Consider the following 14,895-nt stretch of genomic DNA (forward strand, 5'->3'; position numbering starts at 1 on the left):
GGTGGGCGGCCCGCCGATGATTATTCAGCGTCGAAAGCAGGCCCAGATGACCACTGCTCCAGATCAGGTTCAGCCGCTCGAGCGGCCCATTTCTCGCGTCCGTCACGTGGCCGGAACCGTCGGAAGCGCGGCGCTCGTCGCCGGTGTGCCCGCGGGCGTCCTCACCGAATCGCTGCTCGTCGGCCTCGTCGTCGCGATCGTCACCCTCACGTGCGTGCTCCTCGCTGAATTCATGATCTGATCCCGGGCTGTCACAGGCGGGGCGCGGCCGGTGTCTACATGGTGTCCCTGTACCGGCACCCGAGGAGCCCACCATGACCGGCGAACCCAGAATCCCCAAAGCAGAGCTGACCGGAATCTACGGCGCACTCGTCACACGAATGGCGCGCAGGATGCTCGGTGACGTGCCCGACGGCATCGGCGTCCTGTGGCACAACCGGAAAGTGATGAACTTCAGCGTCGGCATGGGCCGCAAGGCGCAGAAATGGGATCGCTGCGACGCGAATCTCAAGTCGTTCGCGCACATGGCCGTGGCGAGCCTCGTCGGATGCGGCTTCTGCCTCGACTACGGCTACTTCGAATCCCGCAATAGGGGACTCGACGTGGCGAAGGTGCGCGAGGTGCCCCGGTGGCGCGAATCCGACGTGTTCTCACCGCTCGAGCGCGACGTCATGGACTACGCCGAGGCGATGACCCGGACGCCACCGACCGTGAGCGACGAACTGTCGGCACGGTTGCTCGACGCCCTCGGCGCCGAGGCGCTCGTCGAACTGACCATGTACATCGCGCTGGCGAACACGGCGACCCGATCCAACGTCGCGTTCGGCATCGAATCGCAGGAGTACGCGGCGAGCTGCGGACTCGAACCTCTCGCCACTCCGTCCGCCACCCGGTCGGGCAGCGCATGACCGACGACCTGTTCGTCATCCACCGCAGCCTGCTGTTCACAGTCGCCTACGAGATGCTCGGCTCCGCCGCCGACGCCGAGGACGTCGTCCAGGAGACCTGGATGAAGTGGGCCGGCGTCAACGCATCCGAGGTACTCGACGCCCGGGCGTACCTGGTCCGGATCGTCACCCGACTCTCCCTCAACCATCTGCGGGCAGCGACGCGTCGCCGCGAGGACTACATCGGCGAATGGCTTCCCGAACCGCTGCTCACCGGACCCGACGCCGGGACGGACCTCGAACTCGCCGAGAGCGTCTCTTTCGCGATGCTCACCGTGCTCGAGACGCTCGCCCCCGTCGAACGTGCCGTGTTCGTGCTGCGCGAGGTCTTCGACACCCCGTACGACGAGATCGCCCGGGCGGTCGACAAGAGTCCGGCGGCGGTCCGGCAGATCGCGCACCGGGCCCGGGAACACGTGACCGCGCGGCGTCCCCGCATGCAGGTGGACCCGGACGAGCAGGCCGTGGTCGTCGAGAAATTCCTGACCGCGGTGTCCACCGGCGATCTGCAGGGCCTGCTCGAGGTCCTCGCTCCCGATGTCGTCGCGATCGCCGACGGCGGCGGGATCGTCCGGGCAGCGCGGAAACCGATCGTGGGGGCCGAGGTCCTGGCGTCGCTGCTGGTACGTTTCGCGAACATCCCCGGATTCACCGTGACCCGCGTGGACGTCAACGCGATGCCCGGCTTGCGCATCGAGGCCGCCGGGGCGACCGTCGTCGGCGCTGTCGCGGTCGAGGACGGACGGATCACTCACATCTACGGGATCAGCAATCCGCACAAGCTGGGCCGGATGGGCTCGGTGGTGGAACTGCGCCGCTGATCGGTGGGCTGCCGGAGGTGCCCCGAGTGACGGTTGACGTACCGATATTTCTATACGCAGACCGTCATTTCCGCCCGCATCAACCCCAGCAAGTGCCGATCAGGCGTCGTCCGGCGCGGGGTGCGCGTCGCGCCACGCCGCCCACACCTCGGGACGCAACTTCCCTCGGTCCGGCACATCCAGGCCGGCGGCGCGCGCCCACGCGCGTACCTGCGCGGTGCTGGGATCTGCCGAGGTCGAAGCGGGATCGGGTGCGGTCCCGACGGGCTTGTGGACATCCGGGACGATGCGTTCGCGCGCGACGACGTCGTCCTCGGCCCACTGGTGTGCGGCCGCGAGAAAGCGGTACGTCCATTCCTCGGCGAGCGCGCGGGTTTCACAGAACACGATCGGCACATTCGGATAGCGGACCTGCAGCTCGGCGAGACCGTCGGCGACCAGGGCGGGACGAACCCAGCTCACCTTGAACACCGCCGAATAGCGGTCCTCGACGACCACCGCGGCGCGGGGCAGAGCAGCGAGTTCGGCCATCGCGAACCGGAGTTTGCCGTTGGTCAGGCTCGACACCAGATCGGACAGCGACTTGCGCTCCACCGACGCGACCAGGCCCTCGTCGGAGAAAAGACCGTAGTCGCCACACGTCAACGGACGGATGAGCGTGGTGACCTGCTGGCCCGAGAACTTGTAGGCGTAGCGCTCGTGGGAGTCGACGACGATGGTCAGATCGGCGAGCCCCGCCGCGCGGGCGGTGGGGGTACGCACCTGGGGACGGGCCTGCTTGCGGGTGCGCGGCGACTGCCAGAACACCATGTCGCGGCCACGGGCCTTGGTGAACACGACCTGGGAGCGGTTCTCCCGGCTCCGGTCGACGACGAGATCGATTGCGGCACCCCGTCGTACACACGACCGCACACCCACGCGCTCGACCACCTCGGGATCGTCGGGCCACTCGCCGGCCGGAACCGGATAGCAGAACAGCGCTTTGGTGCGCGGCCACGTGTCGGACGTGCGGAACACGAGCCCGCCCTCGAGCGGCAGGCGCATCAGGAACTTCAGGCTCGAACCCGGATCGGGGTTGCGCGCGATCACCAGGTCCACGATCGTCGTCACCTTCCGATAGTTCGGTCACCGTGTACGACCCACCCTAGGGCGAGCGGAGACGGCTCGCGGGCGAGACCACGCGATGTGGTTCCGCCCGCGAGAATCGTCCGGGTCAGCGACCGGGCACGATGTCGATGTTGCCCCTGCACACCGCGTTCTGCGTGTTGAGGAACCACCAACCCCCGCCGGTCTGCGTGGTGACCGTGAAGTCCACGTTCCCGACTCCCGTGAAGGTCCGGTTGATCGGGATGCCGGGCTTCTGCTGCCAGGCGGCCTGCTCGCTGACCGAGCGCCCGGACTCGCCGGTGGTGTTGTTGTGCCAGTCGACGATGACCTGCGTGCCGTACCAGTTGGGCCCGATGCTCGGGAAGAGTCCCGGAGGCGGCGCCGGCAGTTCGTTGCCGCCGCTGAGCAGCAGGGACGGAACGAGCGCATTCCCGTTCGGCGGCAGCGATTCACCGGAACCGGCGGTGATCGTCCAAGTGAACGCGGGTGCCCATGGCAGCGGGTTCACGCTTCCGCAGGTCATCGTGGTGGACGTCGCCGCATTGGCGACACCGCCCCCTCCGATCGCCAGTGCAGCGACCACGCCGACGGCGGCCAGGATCGACGCCCCCCTGCGTTGGATCGTTCGTCTCCCCATATGAAGCTCTTCCTTCCGCGTCGTCGAAATCCGAATACCAACCTTCCCTTCCTAGCGGGTATGGGTCGATTCGTCCCGATTTCGGGCGCGGTGTGTCGAAGTGGCGGCCGGAGGGGCCAGAAAGGCGCACGAGCGCAGAAGGCGCAATCAGTGGGTGCCCCCGGTGAGACTCGAACTCACACTGGACGGGTTTTGAATCCGTTTCCTCTGCCAATTGGGATACGGGGGCGTCGTGCGGAGACCACTGTAAGGGATCGGGCGGAACGGTCAAACACCGGTACCCTTCTATCGATCGCCTTCGATCCCGGAGGTGGCCCGAACGACGCGAGCGATGAGGAGAAGGCCGACGATGACAGCCGCCCCGCACGAGAACTCCACCACGCCCCGCCGGGTCGTGGTCGCCGAGGACGAGGCGCTGATCAGGCTCGATCTTGTCGAGATGCTGCGCGAAGAGGGTTACGACGTCGTCGGGGAAGCCGGTGACGGGCAGCGCGCCGTCGAGCTTGCGGCCGAGCTGAAGCCGGACCTGGTCATCATGGACGTGAAGATGCCACGCCGCGACGGAATCGACGCCGCATCCGAGATCGCCGAGCGCCGGATCGCGCCCGTGGTGATTCTCACAGCGTTCAGTCAGCGCGAGCTCGTCGAGCGTGCCCGCGACGCCGGCGCGATGGCATATCTGGTCAAGCCGTTCTCGAAGTCGGATCTGGTTCCCGCGATCGAGGTGGCCGCCAGCCGCTTCGCCGAGATCCGCGAGCTCGAGAAGGAGATCGCCGGACTGAGCGAACGATTCGAGGTCCGCAAGCTCGTCGACCGCGCCAAGGGCATGCTGATGGAGAAGCATGCGATGACCGAGCCGGAGGCGTTCCGGTGGATCCAGCGCGCGGCGATGGACCGCCGGACCACGATGAAGCAGGTCGCTCAGGTCGTCATCGACACGCTCGGGGCCGAGAACGGGGGCTGAGCCCTCGCCCCGGTCGTTACGGCTGCGTCAATTCTTCCTCCCTCTGTATAACGGTCGGATCACAACGATTTCGGCGTGGTTCGCCGCGCGCGTCCGACGGTTATGTTTCGACCCACCATCCGGTGAATCCACCGGGATGCGTTGAGGTCGACAGAAGGAGAGTTGGATGGCAAAACGGACCCTCGTCCGTGCCGCTGCGCTCTTGGGGGCGGCGTCTCTGGCGCTCGCCGGTTGCAGTTCGGACAGCGATTCCTCCTCGGACAGTGCCGAGGGCACGTCGAACGGCACGACCACGGTTACCACCGACTGCGAGCCCGACCAGGCGACCGCCGGCGCGACACCCGTGACCACGCCGCTGCGGATCGGCACCCTGCTGCCGGAGACGGGCAGCCTGTCGTTCCTCGGACCGCCGATGGTCGCGGGTACCCGGCTCGGGGTCGACGACGTCAACGCCGCCGGCGGAGTGCTCGGCCAGCCGGTCGAACTGGTCACCGGCGACTCGGGCGACACCACCACGGACACCGCGAACGCCACCGTCGACCGCGAACTGGCCGCCGGCACCCAGGTGATCGTGGGCGCGGCCTCGTCCTCGGTGTCCCTGAAGGTGCTCGACAAGATCGTCAGTGCGGGCGTCGTGATGTTCTCACCGGCGAACACCTCCGACCAGTTCGTCTGCTATCCGGACAAGGGCATGTACTTCCGGACCGCGCCCACCGACGTGCTGCAGGCCCAGGCCCTTTCGCAGCTCATCGCCGAGGACGGCGCGCAGCGGGTGTCGGTGATCGCCCTCAACGATCCGTACGGGACGGGTCTGGCCGCGAACACGGTCGACAACCTCGTCGAGGCGGGTATTCCCGAGGATCAGATCCAGAAGATCATCTACGACCCGAACGCGCAGTCGTTCAACGCCGAGGTCGACCAGATCCGCGATTTCGCTCCGGATGCGGTGGCTCTCATCGGTTTCGAGGAGTCCGCGAAGATCATTACCCGCATGCACGAGGTGGGTATCGGCCCGTCCGACGGCATGCACGTGTACGGCGTGGACGGCAACATGGGTAACGCGCTCGGCGAGAACATCGCCCCCGGCCTGCTGGCCGGCATGCGCGGCACCACCCCGCTCACCGACGTCGGCCCGGAGTTCCAGGCCCGGCTGAAGGTGGTCGATCCCGGTCTGATCGATTACAACTACGCGGGCGAATCCTATGATGCCGTGGTGATCTCGGCGCTCGCCGCCGAACAGGCCAAGTCGACGGCCGGTGTCGACATCGCCGCGAACATCAACGACGTCACCAAGGACGGCACCAAGTGCACGAGCTACCAGCAGTGCCTGGACCTCCTGCGGAACGGGGAGAACATCGACTACGACGGCATCACCGGTGAACTGAGCTTCGTCGACGCCGGCGAGCCGGGCATCGGGTCCTACGGCAGTCTGCTGTTCGGTCCGGACAACAGGCTCACCACCGAAGGGTTCATCGTGGTCGGCGGATAGCGACCGCACACGACCGGGGCCGGGAATCGAACGATTCCCGGCCCCGAGTCGTTGCCGACACCGCGCGGCTCAGGGCCGCTTCTTCTCCTGGCTGCCCGCGAGCGTGCCCAAATAGAGTTCGATGACCTTGGGATCGTGCATGAGGTTGGTGCCGGTGTCGGTGTAGGCGTTGCGTCCCTGGTCGAGGACGTAGCCGCGGTCGCAGATCTGCAGGCACCGCCGGGCGTTCTGCTCGACCATGATGATCGAGACGCCGGCCGCGTTGATCTTCTTGCAGCGGATGAACACCTCGTCCTGGAACATGGGGGACAGGCCAGCCGACGGCTCGTCGAGCAGCAGCACCGACGGATCCATCATCAGTGCCCGTCCCATCGCGACCATCTGCCGTTCACCGCCGGACAGCGCGCCGGCCTTGATCTTCCGGCGCTCGGCGAGCAGTGGGAACAGCTCGGCGACGAACGCGAATCGTTCCGTGAACTGCTTGGGCCGCAAGTAGATTCCCATCTCGAGGTTCTCCTCGATGGTGAGCGACGGGAAGACGTTGCGGGTTTGCGGCACGTACCCCAGTCCTTTGCGGACGAGCACGTGCGCGGGCGCGGAGGCGATCGACTCGCCGCGTAGCACGACGTCGCCCTGCCGGACCGGGATCAGGCCGAACAGCGCCTTGAGCAGTGTCGATTTGCCGGCTCCGTTGGGGCCGATGATGCCGACGATCTCGCCCTCGCGCAGGAAGAAATTGCAGCCCCGCAGGATGTCCACGCCCGGGAAGTATCCGGCGACGAGGTCGTCGGCCCGCAACAGCGCGCCTTCGGCGAGCCGTGCGTGTTCCTGCGGTGTCGCGGCCAGTTCGGCGGCGGTCATCCCGGCCTGGGGTGTTGTGGGGGAAGGGTTCTCGGTCACGGCCGCTTCTCCTCGGTGCCGGGTTCGGGGGCATCGGGCATGTCGGCGAGAACCGCCGCGTCCGGTTCGGACAGGTCGCCGCCCGTCTCGAGGGTCGCGACAACAGCTTCCTCGAGTGCCTCGGCGAGCACCGCGGTCGCGCCGACCGGGTTGCCCTCGGCGTCGAATTCGAGTGCCTGGTCGTGGTGGCTGCCCAGGTAGGCGTCGACCACGACGCTGTTGCCCGACAATGCTTCCGGGGGCGCTTCGGCGATCACCGCGCCCTGCGCCATCACCACGACCCAGTCGGAGACCTCCCGGATGACGTCCATGTCGTGTTCGACGAACACCACCGTCATCCCGTCGTCGCGGAGGGACTTGATGTGGCCGAGCAGGCTCTGGGTGAGCGCCGGATTCACGCCGGCCATCGGCTCGTCGAGCATGACCACTTCCGGGTCGGTCATCAGCGCCCGCGCCATCTCGAGCAGTTTGCGCTGACCACCGGACAGCGACCCGGCCAGGTCGTCGGCCTTGGCGTCGAGAGAGAAGCGGGCCAGCAGTTCGTGTGCGCGTTCGGTGATCTCGCGTTCCTGCGCCTTCCACGTCCACGGCAGCAGCGCCCCGGCGATCCGTTCGCCGCGTTGCCCGGTAGCACCGAGACGCACGTTGTCGAGGACGGTCATCTTCGACAGCGCCTTGGTGAGCTGGAAGGTACGCACCATGCCGCGCCGGGCGACGCGATGCGGATGCATCCGGCCGAGGTCGACACCGTTCATGCTCCACGTGCCGGTATCCGGGCGGTCGAAGCCGGTGAGCAGGTTGAACAGGGTGGTCTTGCCGGCGCCGTTGGGTCCGATCAGGCCGGTGATGCACCCGCGCTGGATCTCGAGGTGCGCGACGTCGACGGCTTTGAGGCCTCCGTAGGCGCGGGAGACGCCGTCCACGACCAGCACCGGATCGGGTTTGGCCACCCCGGGTTCCTGCGGGACCGCGGCGAACAGCGCGGCTCGGGTGGCGGCGTCGAGTGGCGATCGATCGGTGACGTCACGCATCGAGTTGCACCTCCCTCTTGTTTCCGAGGATGCCCTGCGGCCTGAACACCATCATCACCGCGATGAGCACACCGAGCAGGACGAATCGCATCGCGCCGACCTGCTGCTCGGTGAGCGGCAACAGCGGATTCGGACCGGAGATGGCCTGCCGCAGCAGTGCGTCGGGGATGGCGAGCAGGAACCAGAACAGCATCGCGCCCAGGACCGGACCGAACACCGTGGCGGCACCACCGAGGATGAGCGCGCCGAATGCGAAGAACGTCTGCGCCGTCGAATAGAAGTCCGGATTGATCGACTTGGTCTGCAGGGCGTTGAAGACACCGCCCAGGCCGCCGATGACACCGCCGAGCACGAGGGCCTGCATCTTGTAGACGAACACGTTCTTGCCGAGCGACCGGGCCGCGTCCTCGTCTTCCCGGACCGCCTTGAGCACGCGGCCCCACGGGCTGTGCGTGAGGAGGTACACGAATCCGCACAGCACCAGGACGAGGGTCCAGCCGATGACCATCGCCCACAGGTCGTCGCCGTAGAAGCGCATCCCGAGGATCGAGTACTGGCGGCCGGAATCGAACGGGCTCGACTCGGTGAAGGGCCCGGCGAATCCGTAGAGGCCGTTGGTGGAGCCGGTGACCGGATCGGATGCGGTGGAACGGAACACCAGGCGCAGGATCTCGGAGGCCGCGATGGTGACGATCGCGAGGTAGTCGGCGCGCAGGCGCAGCGTCGGGACACCGAGGATCAGGGCGAGCAGCGCGGCGGCGCCCAGACCGACGAGGATGCCGAGCCACAGCGGCTGGTGGTAGGTGACCGTCATGATGCCGACGCCGTAGCCGCCGAGCAGGGCGAACCCGATCTGGCCGAAGTTCAGCAGGCCGGCGTAGCCGAAGTGCAGGTTGAGGCCGATCGCGAGCAGGGCGTAGAAGATGGCAGACGGCCCGATGAGCTGGGCGAACGAAATCTGGAGTGCGGAGAGGATGTCCATGGCTCACCCGATCCTTGCTCTGCTGCCGAGAATGCCCTGCGGTCGGATCACCAGGATCACGATGAGGATCAGCAGGCCACCGATGTATTTCAGGTCCGGGCTGATCACCAGGGTCGACAGCTGGACGACGAGACCGACGATCACGCACCCGACCAGCGCACCGTAGGCCGTGCCGAGACCGCCGAGGGTGATGCCGGCGAACATCAGCAGCAGCAGTTTGAAGCCCATCTCCCATTGCACGCGACCGCCGAGTTCGGACAGCCCGTAGAGCACCCCGCCGAGTGCGGCGAGGGCGCCGCCGAGGGCCCACACGAACCGCACGACCCGTTCGACGTCGATGCCGGAGGAGGCGGCCAGATCCCGGTTGTCCGCGACCGCGCGCATCGCCTTGCCGATCCGGGTGCGCTGCAGCAGCAGCGCGACCCCGACGAGGACCACGAGGCTGATGACGATGCACGCGAGGTTGACCGGGGTGATCGCCAGGGGACCCCATTGAAGCTCCCGTTGCCCCTGGTAGTCGGCGAATGCCTGGGTGCGATCGGAGAAGAAGATCAGGATGAGGTAGCGCAGGGCGATCGCGAGACCGATCGACACGACGAGCTGGGCGATCAGGCCGGTGTGCCGCCGGCGCAGCGGCGCCCAGATCAGACCGTTGTTGAGCAGGCCGATGATGATGCCGACCAGCACCGCCAGGACCGTCGCCGGGATGAGCTGGATGCCGAAGCTGACGTTGAACACCCACGCGGCGACGGCGCCGAGCGTCACCAACTCGCCGTGGGCGAAGTTCGTCAGCCCGGTGGTTCCGAAGATCAGGCTCAGGCCGACGCCGGCGATCGCGATGATCAGGCCGAAACGCAGACCGTCGACGACGGTGCGCAGCAGCTTCTCTCCGGTGTCGACCCCGGTGCCCGACCGGGCCTCGCCGAAGGAGAAGATCACCACATTGGACCGCCCGGCCACCACGGCGCGTTCCACCGTGGACTGCACGCTGACCCCCTCCGGCAGGGTCTCGGTGTCCACCTCGAAGGTGTAGGTGCCCGGCGGCAGGGTCAGCTCCCAGCGGCCGCCCTCCCCGGAAGTGGTCTCCGCGACCGGGTTTCCGGAGGCGTCCAGTGCCCGCACCGTGACCCCGGGGAGTCGTTCGCCCGCGTTGTTGAGGCTGCCCCCGACGGGCACGCCGGAGGCCGGTTCGTCGGCCGGTGTCGTCGGGGTGGGTTCGGGCGGTGCTGTCGGTTCCTGCGCGACCGCGCTGCCGATGCCCGGGAGAACCGCGGCCAGGGTGAGCAGGAGCAACAACAGCATCCGGGCGAGCCGTCGTGGTGACGGCGGCGATCCTCGTCCGGGTCTGACGAATCGGGCCACTCGGGTCCTCCCGCGCGTGGGTGGTGGTCGAGCACGGCGCCGGGGTACCGGCGCCGTGGAACCGGACTCTAGCGGCTGTGATCGCCTCGCACGGGGCTCTGGGATTTCCGCGTCGTTTCGGTTGGGTTTCGTCGTGCGCCAATCGAATACGGGACGCGGTTGCGTGTGTCAGGAGCGAACGAGGCGGGCGATCGCGTCGGAGGCCTCCTTGATCTTGATTTCCCCTTCGTCGCCGCCCTGGCGGGCCGCGTCGAGGACGCAGTGCTTGAGGTGGTCGTCGAGCAGGCCCAGTGCGACGCCCTCGAGTGCCTTGGTCAGCGCGGAGATCTGAGTGAGGATGTCGATGCAGTACTGCTCCTCGTCGACCATCCTGTGGATGCCACGGACCTGGCCCTCGATCCGCTTCAGTCGGGCGAGGTACCGACTCTTGTCTCCCATGTACCCGTGGCCGGTGTGGCAGGTCTCGGGCTGCGTGGCCGGATCGTGTGCGTCGCTCATACCCGCCATTCTATACCCCTAGGGGGTATTTTGGCAGGTGGATGGGAGTTTTCGACGGTGATCGGGGCACGCGACGCGATCGCCGTACAGGCTGTCGGGCCGGGTCCCTAGACTGGCTCCCGTGACTCGTGCATCCACCTCGCCTGCTCCCGCCGCCACGAACGGCGACCGTCCCACCCTGCTCCTGCTGGACGGCCACTCCCTGGCCTTCCGCGCCTTCTACGCGTTGCCGGCGGAGAACTTCAAGACGCAGAGCGGCCTGACCACGAACGCGGTGTACGGCTTCACGTCCATGCTCATCAACTTGCTGCGCGACGAACAGCCCACCCACGTGGCGGCCGCATTCGACGTCAACCGGCAGACCTTCCGCGCCGAGATGTACCCCGAGTACAAGGCGCAGCGCAGTTCCGCCCCCGACGAGTTCAAGGGCCAGATCGACATCACGAAGGACGTGCTCGACGCGCTCGGGATCTGTGTGATGGCCGAGGCGGGCTTCGAGGCCGACGACATCATCGCGACCCTGGCCACCCAGGCCACCGCCCTCGGCTACCGCGTGCTCGTGGTCACCGGCGACCGGGATTCGCTGCAGCTCGTCAACGACGACGTCACCGTGCTGTACCCGAAGCGGGGAGTGTCGGATCTGACCCGGTTCACCCCCGAGGCCGTCGAGGAGAAGTACGGACTGACCCCGCAGCAGTACCCCGACTTCGCGGCGCTGCGCGGCGACCCGAGCGACAACCTGCCCGGCATCCCCGGCGTGGGCGAGAAGACGGCCGCCAAGTGGATCCGCGAGTTCGGCGGCCTGACGAACCTGGTGGATCGCGTCGACGAGGTGCGCGGCAAGACCGGCGACGCCCTGCGCACCAACCTCAACAACGTGCTCATGAACCGGCGCCTGACCGAAATGGTGCGCGACGTGCCGCTGCCGTACACGCCGGAGCAGCTCGCGCTGTCGCCGTGGGACCGCGACCGCATCCACCGGCTGTTCGACGACCTCGAATTCAAGGTGCTGCGCGACCGGCTGTTCGCGACCCTCGCCTCCGCCGAGCCCGAAGCCGAGGAGGGATTCGAGGTGCGTGGCGGCGCGCTCGAGCAGGGCGCCCTCGCCGGCTGGCTCGCCGAGCACGCGGTCGCCGGGGTGCGGCACGGGCTGTCCGTCGTCGGCCTCGGGACCCCCTACGGCGGCGACGCGACGGCCCTCGCGATCGCCGCGGCCGACGGTGAAGGCGCGTACGTCTCCACCGCGACCCTGACCCCCGAGGACGATGCCGCGCTCGCCGCCTGGCTCGCCGACCCGGACACCCCGAAGGCGCTGCACGAGGCCAAGTCGGCGATGCACGCGCTGCGCGGGCGCGGCTGGACCCTCGCGGGCGTAACCAGCGACACGGCGCTCGCTGCCTACCTCGTGCGCCCCGGCCAGCGCAGTTTCAACCTCGACGACCTGTCGCTGCGCTACCTCAAGCGTGAACTGCGCGTCGAGGAGAGCGGCGAGCAGCAGCTGTCGCTGCTCGACGACGGGGACGCCGTGGAGGCCAAGGCCGCCGAGAACGCGATCCTGCGGGCCCGGGCCGTGGTCGACCTCGCCGAAGCACTGGACAGCGAACTGCAGGACATCGAGTCGACCGCGCTGCTCGCCGACATGGAGCTGCCCCTGCTCGCGGTGCTTGCCGACCTCGAGGCCGCGGGCATCGCCGTGAACGCCGAGCACCTGCACGATCTGCAGTCCGGGTTCGCCGCCGACGTCGCTGCCGCCGCGAACGCCGCGTACGAGGTGATCGGCAAGCAGATCAACCTCGGCTCGCCGAAGCAGCTGCAGGTGGTGTTGTTCGACGAGCTCGACATGCCGAAGACGAAGAAGACGAAGACCGGCTACACCACCGACGCCGACGCTCTGCAGAACCTGTTCGACAAGACCGGGCATCCGTTCCTCGAGCACCTGCTGGCGCACCGCGAGGCCACCAGGATGAAGACCACCGTCGACGGGCTCATCAAGTCGATCGCCGACGACGGCCGCATCCACACGACGTTCAATCAGACCGTCGCGGCGACCGGCCGGCTGTCGTCGACCGATCCGAACCTGCAGAACATCCCGGTCCGCACGGACGCCGGACGGCAGATCCGCGACGGCTTCGTCGTCGGTTCCGGCTACGACCTGCTGCTGACCGCGGACTACAGCCAGATCGAGATGCGGATCATGGCGCACCTGTCCGGCGACGAGGGGCTGATCGAGGCGTTCAACACCGGCGAGGACCTGCACAGCTTCGTCGGCTCCCGCGCGTTCGGTGTGCCGATCGAGGAGGTCACGCCCGAACTGCGCCGCCGCGTCAAGGCGATGTCGTACGGCCTGGCCTACGGGCTCAGCGCGTACGGCCTCGCGCAGCAGCTCAAGATTTCGACCGACGAGGCGAAGGAGCAGATGGAGGCGTACTTCACCCGCTTCGGCGGGGTGCGCGACTACCTGCACAACGTCGTCGAGGACGCCCGGAAGGTCGGGTACACCTCGACGCTGTACGGCCGCCGCCGCTACCTGCCCGATCTGACCAGCGACAACCGTCAGCGCCGCGAGGTCGCCGAACGCGCCGCACTGAATGCCCCGATCCAGGGCACGGCCGCCGACATCATCAAGGTGGCGATGATCGACGTGCACAAGGCGCTGCACGAGGCGGGGTTGCGCTCGCGGATGCTGCTGCAGGTCCACGACGAACTCGTGCTCGAGGTCACCGCGGACGAGCGCGAGCAGGTCGAGGCGCTGGTGCGCGAGAAGATGGACTCGGCGATCGAACTGTCGGTTCCGCTCGAGGTGTCCGTCGGCTACGGACGCAGCTGGGACGCGGCCGCGCACTAGCGCGGATCATGTACCGAACGCCGCCGACCCACCGTCACGGTCGGCGGCGTTCCTGCTGGATGGATACCTGTACGAGTCTGCGGCGTCGGATCACCGATCGCGAACGCCGACTCGGTAGCCCCACACCGCGATACCCATTCCGGCGGCCGCCAGCAAGTCTGCTTCGGTGAGTCCGTGGTGCGCGGTCACCGAGTACAGCACCTGCCCTTCGACGGGGCCGTTGAGCAGAATCCACAGCACCGAGGTCGCCGCCGCGGACAGGCTCGACAGGAGATGCGGACGCGCCAGACACCAGGTGGACGCAGCGACGAGCAAGCACAAGGCAACGAGAGAGTAGAAGAAGGTCGCGTACTCCACCGCGCCTCCCTTCCTCCCTCCGAACCGTCGGGTCCGTCCACTGTACGGCGCGAGTGCCGGGGTTCCGAAAGGTCGGGGAGCGGGTATGCGCCCGATATGAACACACGAACCACCACCGCTCTCGTGTCCGGTGCGTGCCTCGCAGTGCTGTTCGCCGCCGGATGCGGCAACGACGAGGGGACCACGGTCGAATCGGCCCCCGCGACCACCGAGCGCATGGACACCACGACCCTTCCGAACCCCGCCCCGGGTATGAGTGGGGATGCCTTCGGGCTGCCCGACGATCCGGAGGCCGATGCCTTCACCTACGACGAATCGGCGGTGCCCGTCGGTTCGCGAGTCGACGTCGAAACCGAGGAGGAGGACGGACGCACCACCGTCACCCTGTCCGCCACCGGTCTGGCACCCAACCGGGATTTCGGTGTCCACGTGCACACCCGGCCGTGCGGACCGCAGCCCTCGGATTCGGGCCCGCACTATCAGAACACCCCCGATCCGGCCGCGACACCCGAGTCGCCGTCGACCGATCCCGCTTACGCGAACCCGCAGAACGAGGTGTGGCTCGACATCACCACCGACGCTAACGGTGACGCACAGGCCTCGAGCACCGTCGACTGGACGTTCCGCGACGACGGAGCCAACTCGGTCGTGATCCACGCACAGCACACCATGACGGCGCCGGGCGAAGCCGGTAACGCCGGTGATCGGCTGGCGTGCATCGACGAGGACTTCTGACCTTCGGTCGAGCCGACGTCACAAGTCCTCGTCATCAGCCGGGGATCCGGTGCCTCATGTGACGTTGACGAGCAGTTCGTACTCGTTCGCGGTTGCGTGCCGGCTCGGCCGCAGCCGCATCGAGACCGGCCACGTCCCGGGTTTCTTGGCGCGGAGCGTCATGATCCGCTCGGCGCCGGCGCCGGGCAGCGGGTTGTTCGAGGGCAGATACCGCAGGTTG

General features: G+C 67.7%; 15 protein-coding genes and 1 tRNA gene. 7 read left to right on the plus strand and 9 right to left on the minus strand.

Going from position 1 to position 14,895, the window contains the following annotated elements; translation table 11 throughout:
* Positions 1-106 precede the first annotated feature (106 nt).
* From I0Q12_RS34680 to I0Q12_RS19075, 3 genes are all read left to right on the plus strand, one after another.
* Positions 107-241, plus strand: a complete 135-nt coding sequence (locus tag I0Q12_RS34680; protein ID WP_269437646.1) for a hypothetical protein — start codon at positions 107-109, stop codon at positions 239-241.
* Between the two features lie 73 nt (positions 242-314).
* A complete protein-coding gene (locus tag I0Q12_RS19070; RefSeq protein WP_197253562.1) occupies positions 315-908 on the plus strand; it encodes a carboxymuconolactone decarboxylase family protein in 594 nt (197 codons plus the stop codon).
* Entirely contained in the window at positions 905-1,768 is an 864-nt protein-coding gene (locus I0Q12_RS19075; RefSeq protein WP_197253564.1) for an RNA polymerase sigma-70 factor, read from the plus strand. The genes I0Q12_RS19070 and I0Q12_RS19075 overlap by 4 nt, the downstream gene beginning before the upstream one ends.
* Positions 1,769-1,867: 99 nt before the next feature.
* On the opposite strand, the gene I0Q12_RS19080 is transcribed toward I0Q12_RS19075, so the two are convergent.
* The 3 genes from I0Q12_RS19080 to I0Q12_RS19090 all read right to left on the minus strand — a co-directional run bounded on the left by I0Q12_RS19080 (position 1,868) and on the right by I0Q12_RS19090 (position 3,741).
* A complete protein-coding gene (locus I0Q12_RS19080; RefSeq protein ID WP_248676001.1) occupies positions 1,868-2,869 on the minus strand; it encodes an ERCC4 domain-containing protein in 1,002 nt (333 codons plus the stop codon).
* Positions 2,870-2,981: 112 nt separating this feature from the next.
* A complete protein-coding gene (locus I0Q12_RS19085; protein ID WP_197253566.1) occupies positions 2,982-3,512 on the minus strand; it encodes a hypothetical protein in 531 nt (176 codons plus the stop codon).
* A gap of 155 nt (positions 3,513-3,667) precedes the next feature.
* A tRNA-Leu gene (locus I0Q12_RS19090) sits at positions 3,668-3,741 on the minus strand.
* A gap of 120 nt (positions 3,742-3,861) precedes the next feature.
* Between I0Q12_RS19090 and I0Q12_RS19095 the strand changes: the two genes are divergently transcribed.
* Both I0Q12_RS19095 and I0Q12_RS19100 read left to right on the plus strand, forming a co-directional pair.
* Entirely contained in the window at positions 3,862-4,476 is a 615-nt protein-coding gene (locus I0Q12_RS19095) for an ANTAR domain-containing response regulator (protein WP_197253568.1), read from the plus strand.
* Between the two features lie 166 nt (positions 4,477-4,642).
* Complete coding sequence (locus I0Q12_RS19100) at positions 4,643-5,965, plus strand: ABC transporter substrate-binding protein (RefSeq protein WP_197253570.1); 1,323 nt, start codon at positions 4,643-4,645, stop codon at positions 5,963-5,965.
* Positions 5,966-6,034: 69 nt separating this feature from the next.
* Here the strand turns inward: I0Q12_RS19100 and I0Q12_RS19105 are convergent, their stop codons facing one another.
* The 5 genes from I0Q12_RS19105 to I0Q12_RS19125 form a co-directional block, all read right to left on the minus strand.
* Complete coding sequence (locus tag I0Q12_RS19105; RefSeq protein WP_197253593.1) at positions 6,035-6,826, minus strand: ABC transporter ATP-binding protein; 792 nt, start codon at positions 6,824-6,826, stop codon at positions 6,035-6,037.
* 35 nt (positions 6,827-6,861) lie between these two features.
* Positions 6,862-7,896 (minus strand): ABC transporter ATP-binding protein, encoded by a 1,035-nt coding sequence (locus I0Q12_RS19110; protein ID WP_197253572.1) that lies wholly within the window; start codon positions 7,894-7,896, stop codon positions 6,862-6,864.
* The gene (locus I0Q12_RS19115; protein WP_197253574.1) at positions 7,889-8,878 is read right to left on the minus strand and encodes a branched-chain amino acid ABC transporter permease; all 990 of its coding nucleotides are present in this window, start codon (positions 8,876-8,878) and stop codon (positions 7,889-7,891) included. Before I0Q12_RS19115 ends, I0Q12_RS19110 begins: the two co-directional genes overlap by 8 nt.
* A gap of 3 nt (positions 8,879-8,881) precedes the next feature.
* Positions 8,882-10,180 (minus strand): branched-chain amino acid ABC transporter permease, encoded by a 1,299-nt coding sequence (locus I0Q12_RS19120; RefSeq protein ID WP_197253576.1) that lies wholly within the window; start codon positions 10,178-10,180, stop codon positions 8,882-8,884.
* Between the two features lie 228 nt (positions 10,181-10,408).
* A complete protein-coding gene (locus tag I0Q12_RS19125) occupies positions 10,409-10,738 on the minus strand; it encodes a metal-sensitive transcriptional regulator (RefSeq protein WP_197253578.1) in 330 nt (109 codons plus the stop codon).
* Between the two features lie 121 nt (positions 10,739-10,859).
* Here I0Q12_RS19125 and polA point away from each other — a divergent pair, with 121 nt between their 5' ends.
* Positions 10,860-13,583 (plus strand): DNA polymerase I, encoded by a 2,724-nt coding sequence (polA, locus tag I0Q12_RS19130; RefSeq protein WP_374068732.1) that lies wholly within the window; start codon positions 10,860-10,862, stop codon positions 13,581-13,583.
* A 90-nt stretch (positions 13,584-13,673) separates the two neighbouring features.
* Here the strand turns inward: polA and I0Q12_RS19135 are convergent, their stop codons facing one another.
* Entirely contained in the window at positions 13,674-13,940 is a 267-nt protein-coding gene (locus I0Q12_RS19135; RefSeq protein WP_197253580.1) for a hypothetical protein, read from the minus strand.
* Between the two features lie 96 nt (positions 13,941-14,036).
* Here I0Q12_RS19135 and I0Q12_RS19140 point away from each other — a divergent pair, with 96 nt between their 5' ends.
* On the plus strand, positions 14,037-14,675 hold the full coding sequence (locus I0Q12_RS19140; RefSeq protein ID WP_197253582.1) for a superoxide dismutase family protein: 639 nt from the start codon (positions 14,037-14,039) through the stop codon (positions 14,673-14,675).
* The last annotated feature ends 220 nt before the right edge of the window (positions 14,676-14,895 follow it).

Origin of the sequence: Rhodococcus sp. CX, assembly GCF_015865005.1 — a bacterium.
Lineage (GTDB): Bacteria > Actinomycetota > Actinomycetes > Mycobacteriales > Mycobacteriaceae > Rhodococcus.

Excerpts from the sequence above, each read along its gene's own strand:
- I0Q12_RS19070 (WP_197253562.1), top strand. The coding sequence starts at position 315 with ATGACCGGCGAACCCAGAATCCCCAAAGCAGAGCTGACCGGAATCTAC.
- I0Q12_RS19075 (WP_197253564.1), top strand. The coding sequence starts at position 905 with ATGACCGACGACCTGTTCGTCATCCACCGCAGCCTGCTGTTCACAGTC.
- I0Q12_RS19085 (WP_197253566.1), bottom strand. The coding sequence starts at position 3,512 with ATGGGGAGACGAACGATCCAACGCAGGGGGGCGTCGATCCTGGCCGCC.
- I0Q12_RS19095 (WP_197253568.1), top strand. The coding sequence starts at position 3,862 with ATGACAGCCGCCCCGCACGAGAACTCCACCACGCCCCGCCGGGTCGTG.
- I0Q12_RS19100 (WP_197253570.1), top strand. The coding sequence starts at position 4,643 with ATGGCAAAACGGACCCTCGTCCGTGCCGCTGCGCTCTTGGGGGCGGCG.
- I0Q12_RS19105 (WP_197253593.1), bottom strand. The coding sequence starts at position 6,826 with ATGACCGCCGCCGAACTGGCCGCGACACCGCAGGAACACGCACGGCTC.
- I0Q12_RS19110 (WP_197253572.1), bottom strand. The coding sequence starts at position 7,896 with ATGCGTGACGTCACCGATCGATCGCCACTCGACGCCGCCACCCGAGCC.
- I0Q12_RS19115 (WP_197253574.1), bottom strand. The coding sequence starts at position 8,878 with ATGGACATCCTCTCCGCACTCCAGATTTCGTTCGCCCAGCTCATCGGG.
- I0Q12_RS19120 (WP_197253576.1), bottom strand. The coding sequence starts at position 10,180 with ATGCTGTTGTTGCTCCTGCTCACCCTGGCCGCGGTTCTCCCGGGCATC.
- I0Q12_RS19125 (WP_197253578.1), bottom strand. The coding sequence starts at position 10,738 with ATGAGCGACGCACACGATCCGGCCACGCAGCCCGAGACCTGCCACACC.
- I0Q12_RS19140 (WP_197253582.1), top strand. The coding sequence starts at position 14,037 with ATGAACACACGAACCACCACCGCTCTCGTGTCCGGTGCGTGCCTCGCA.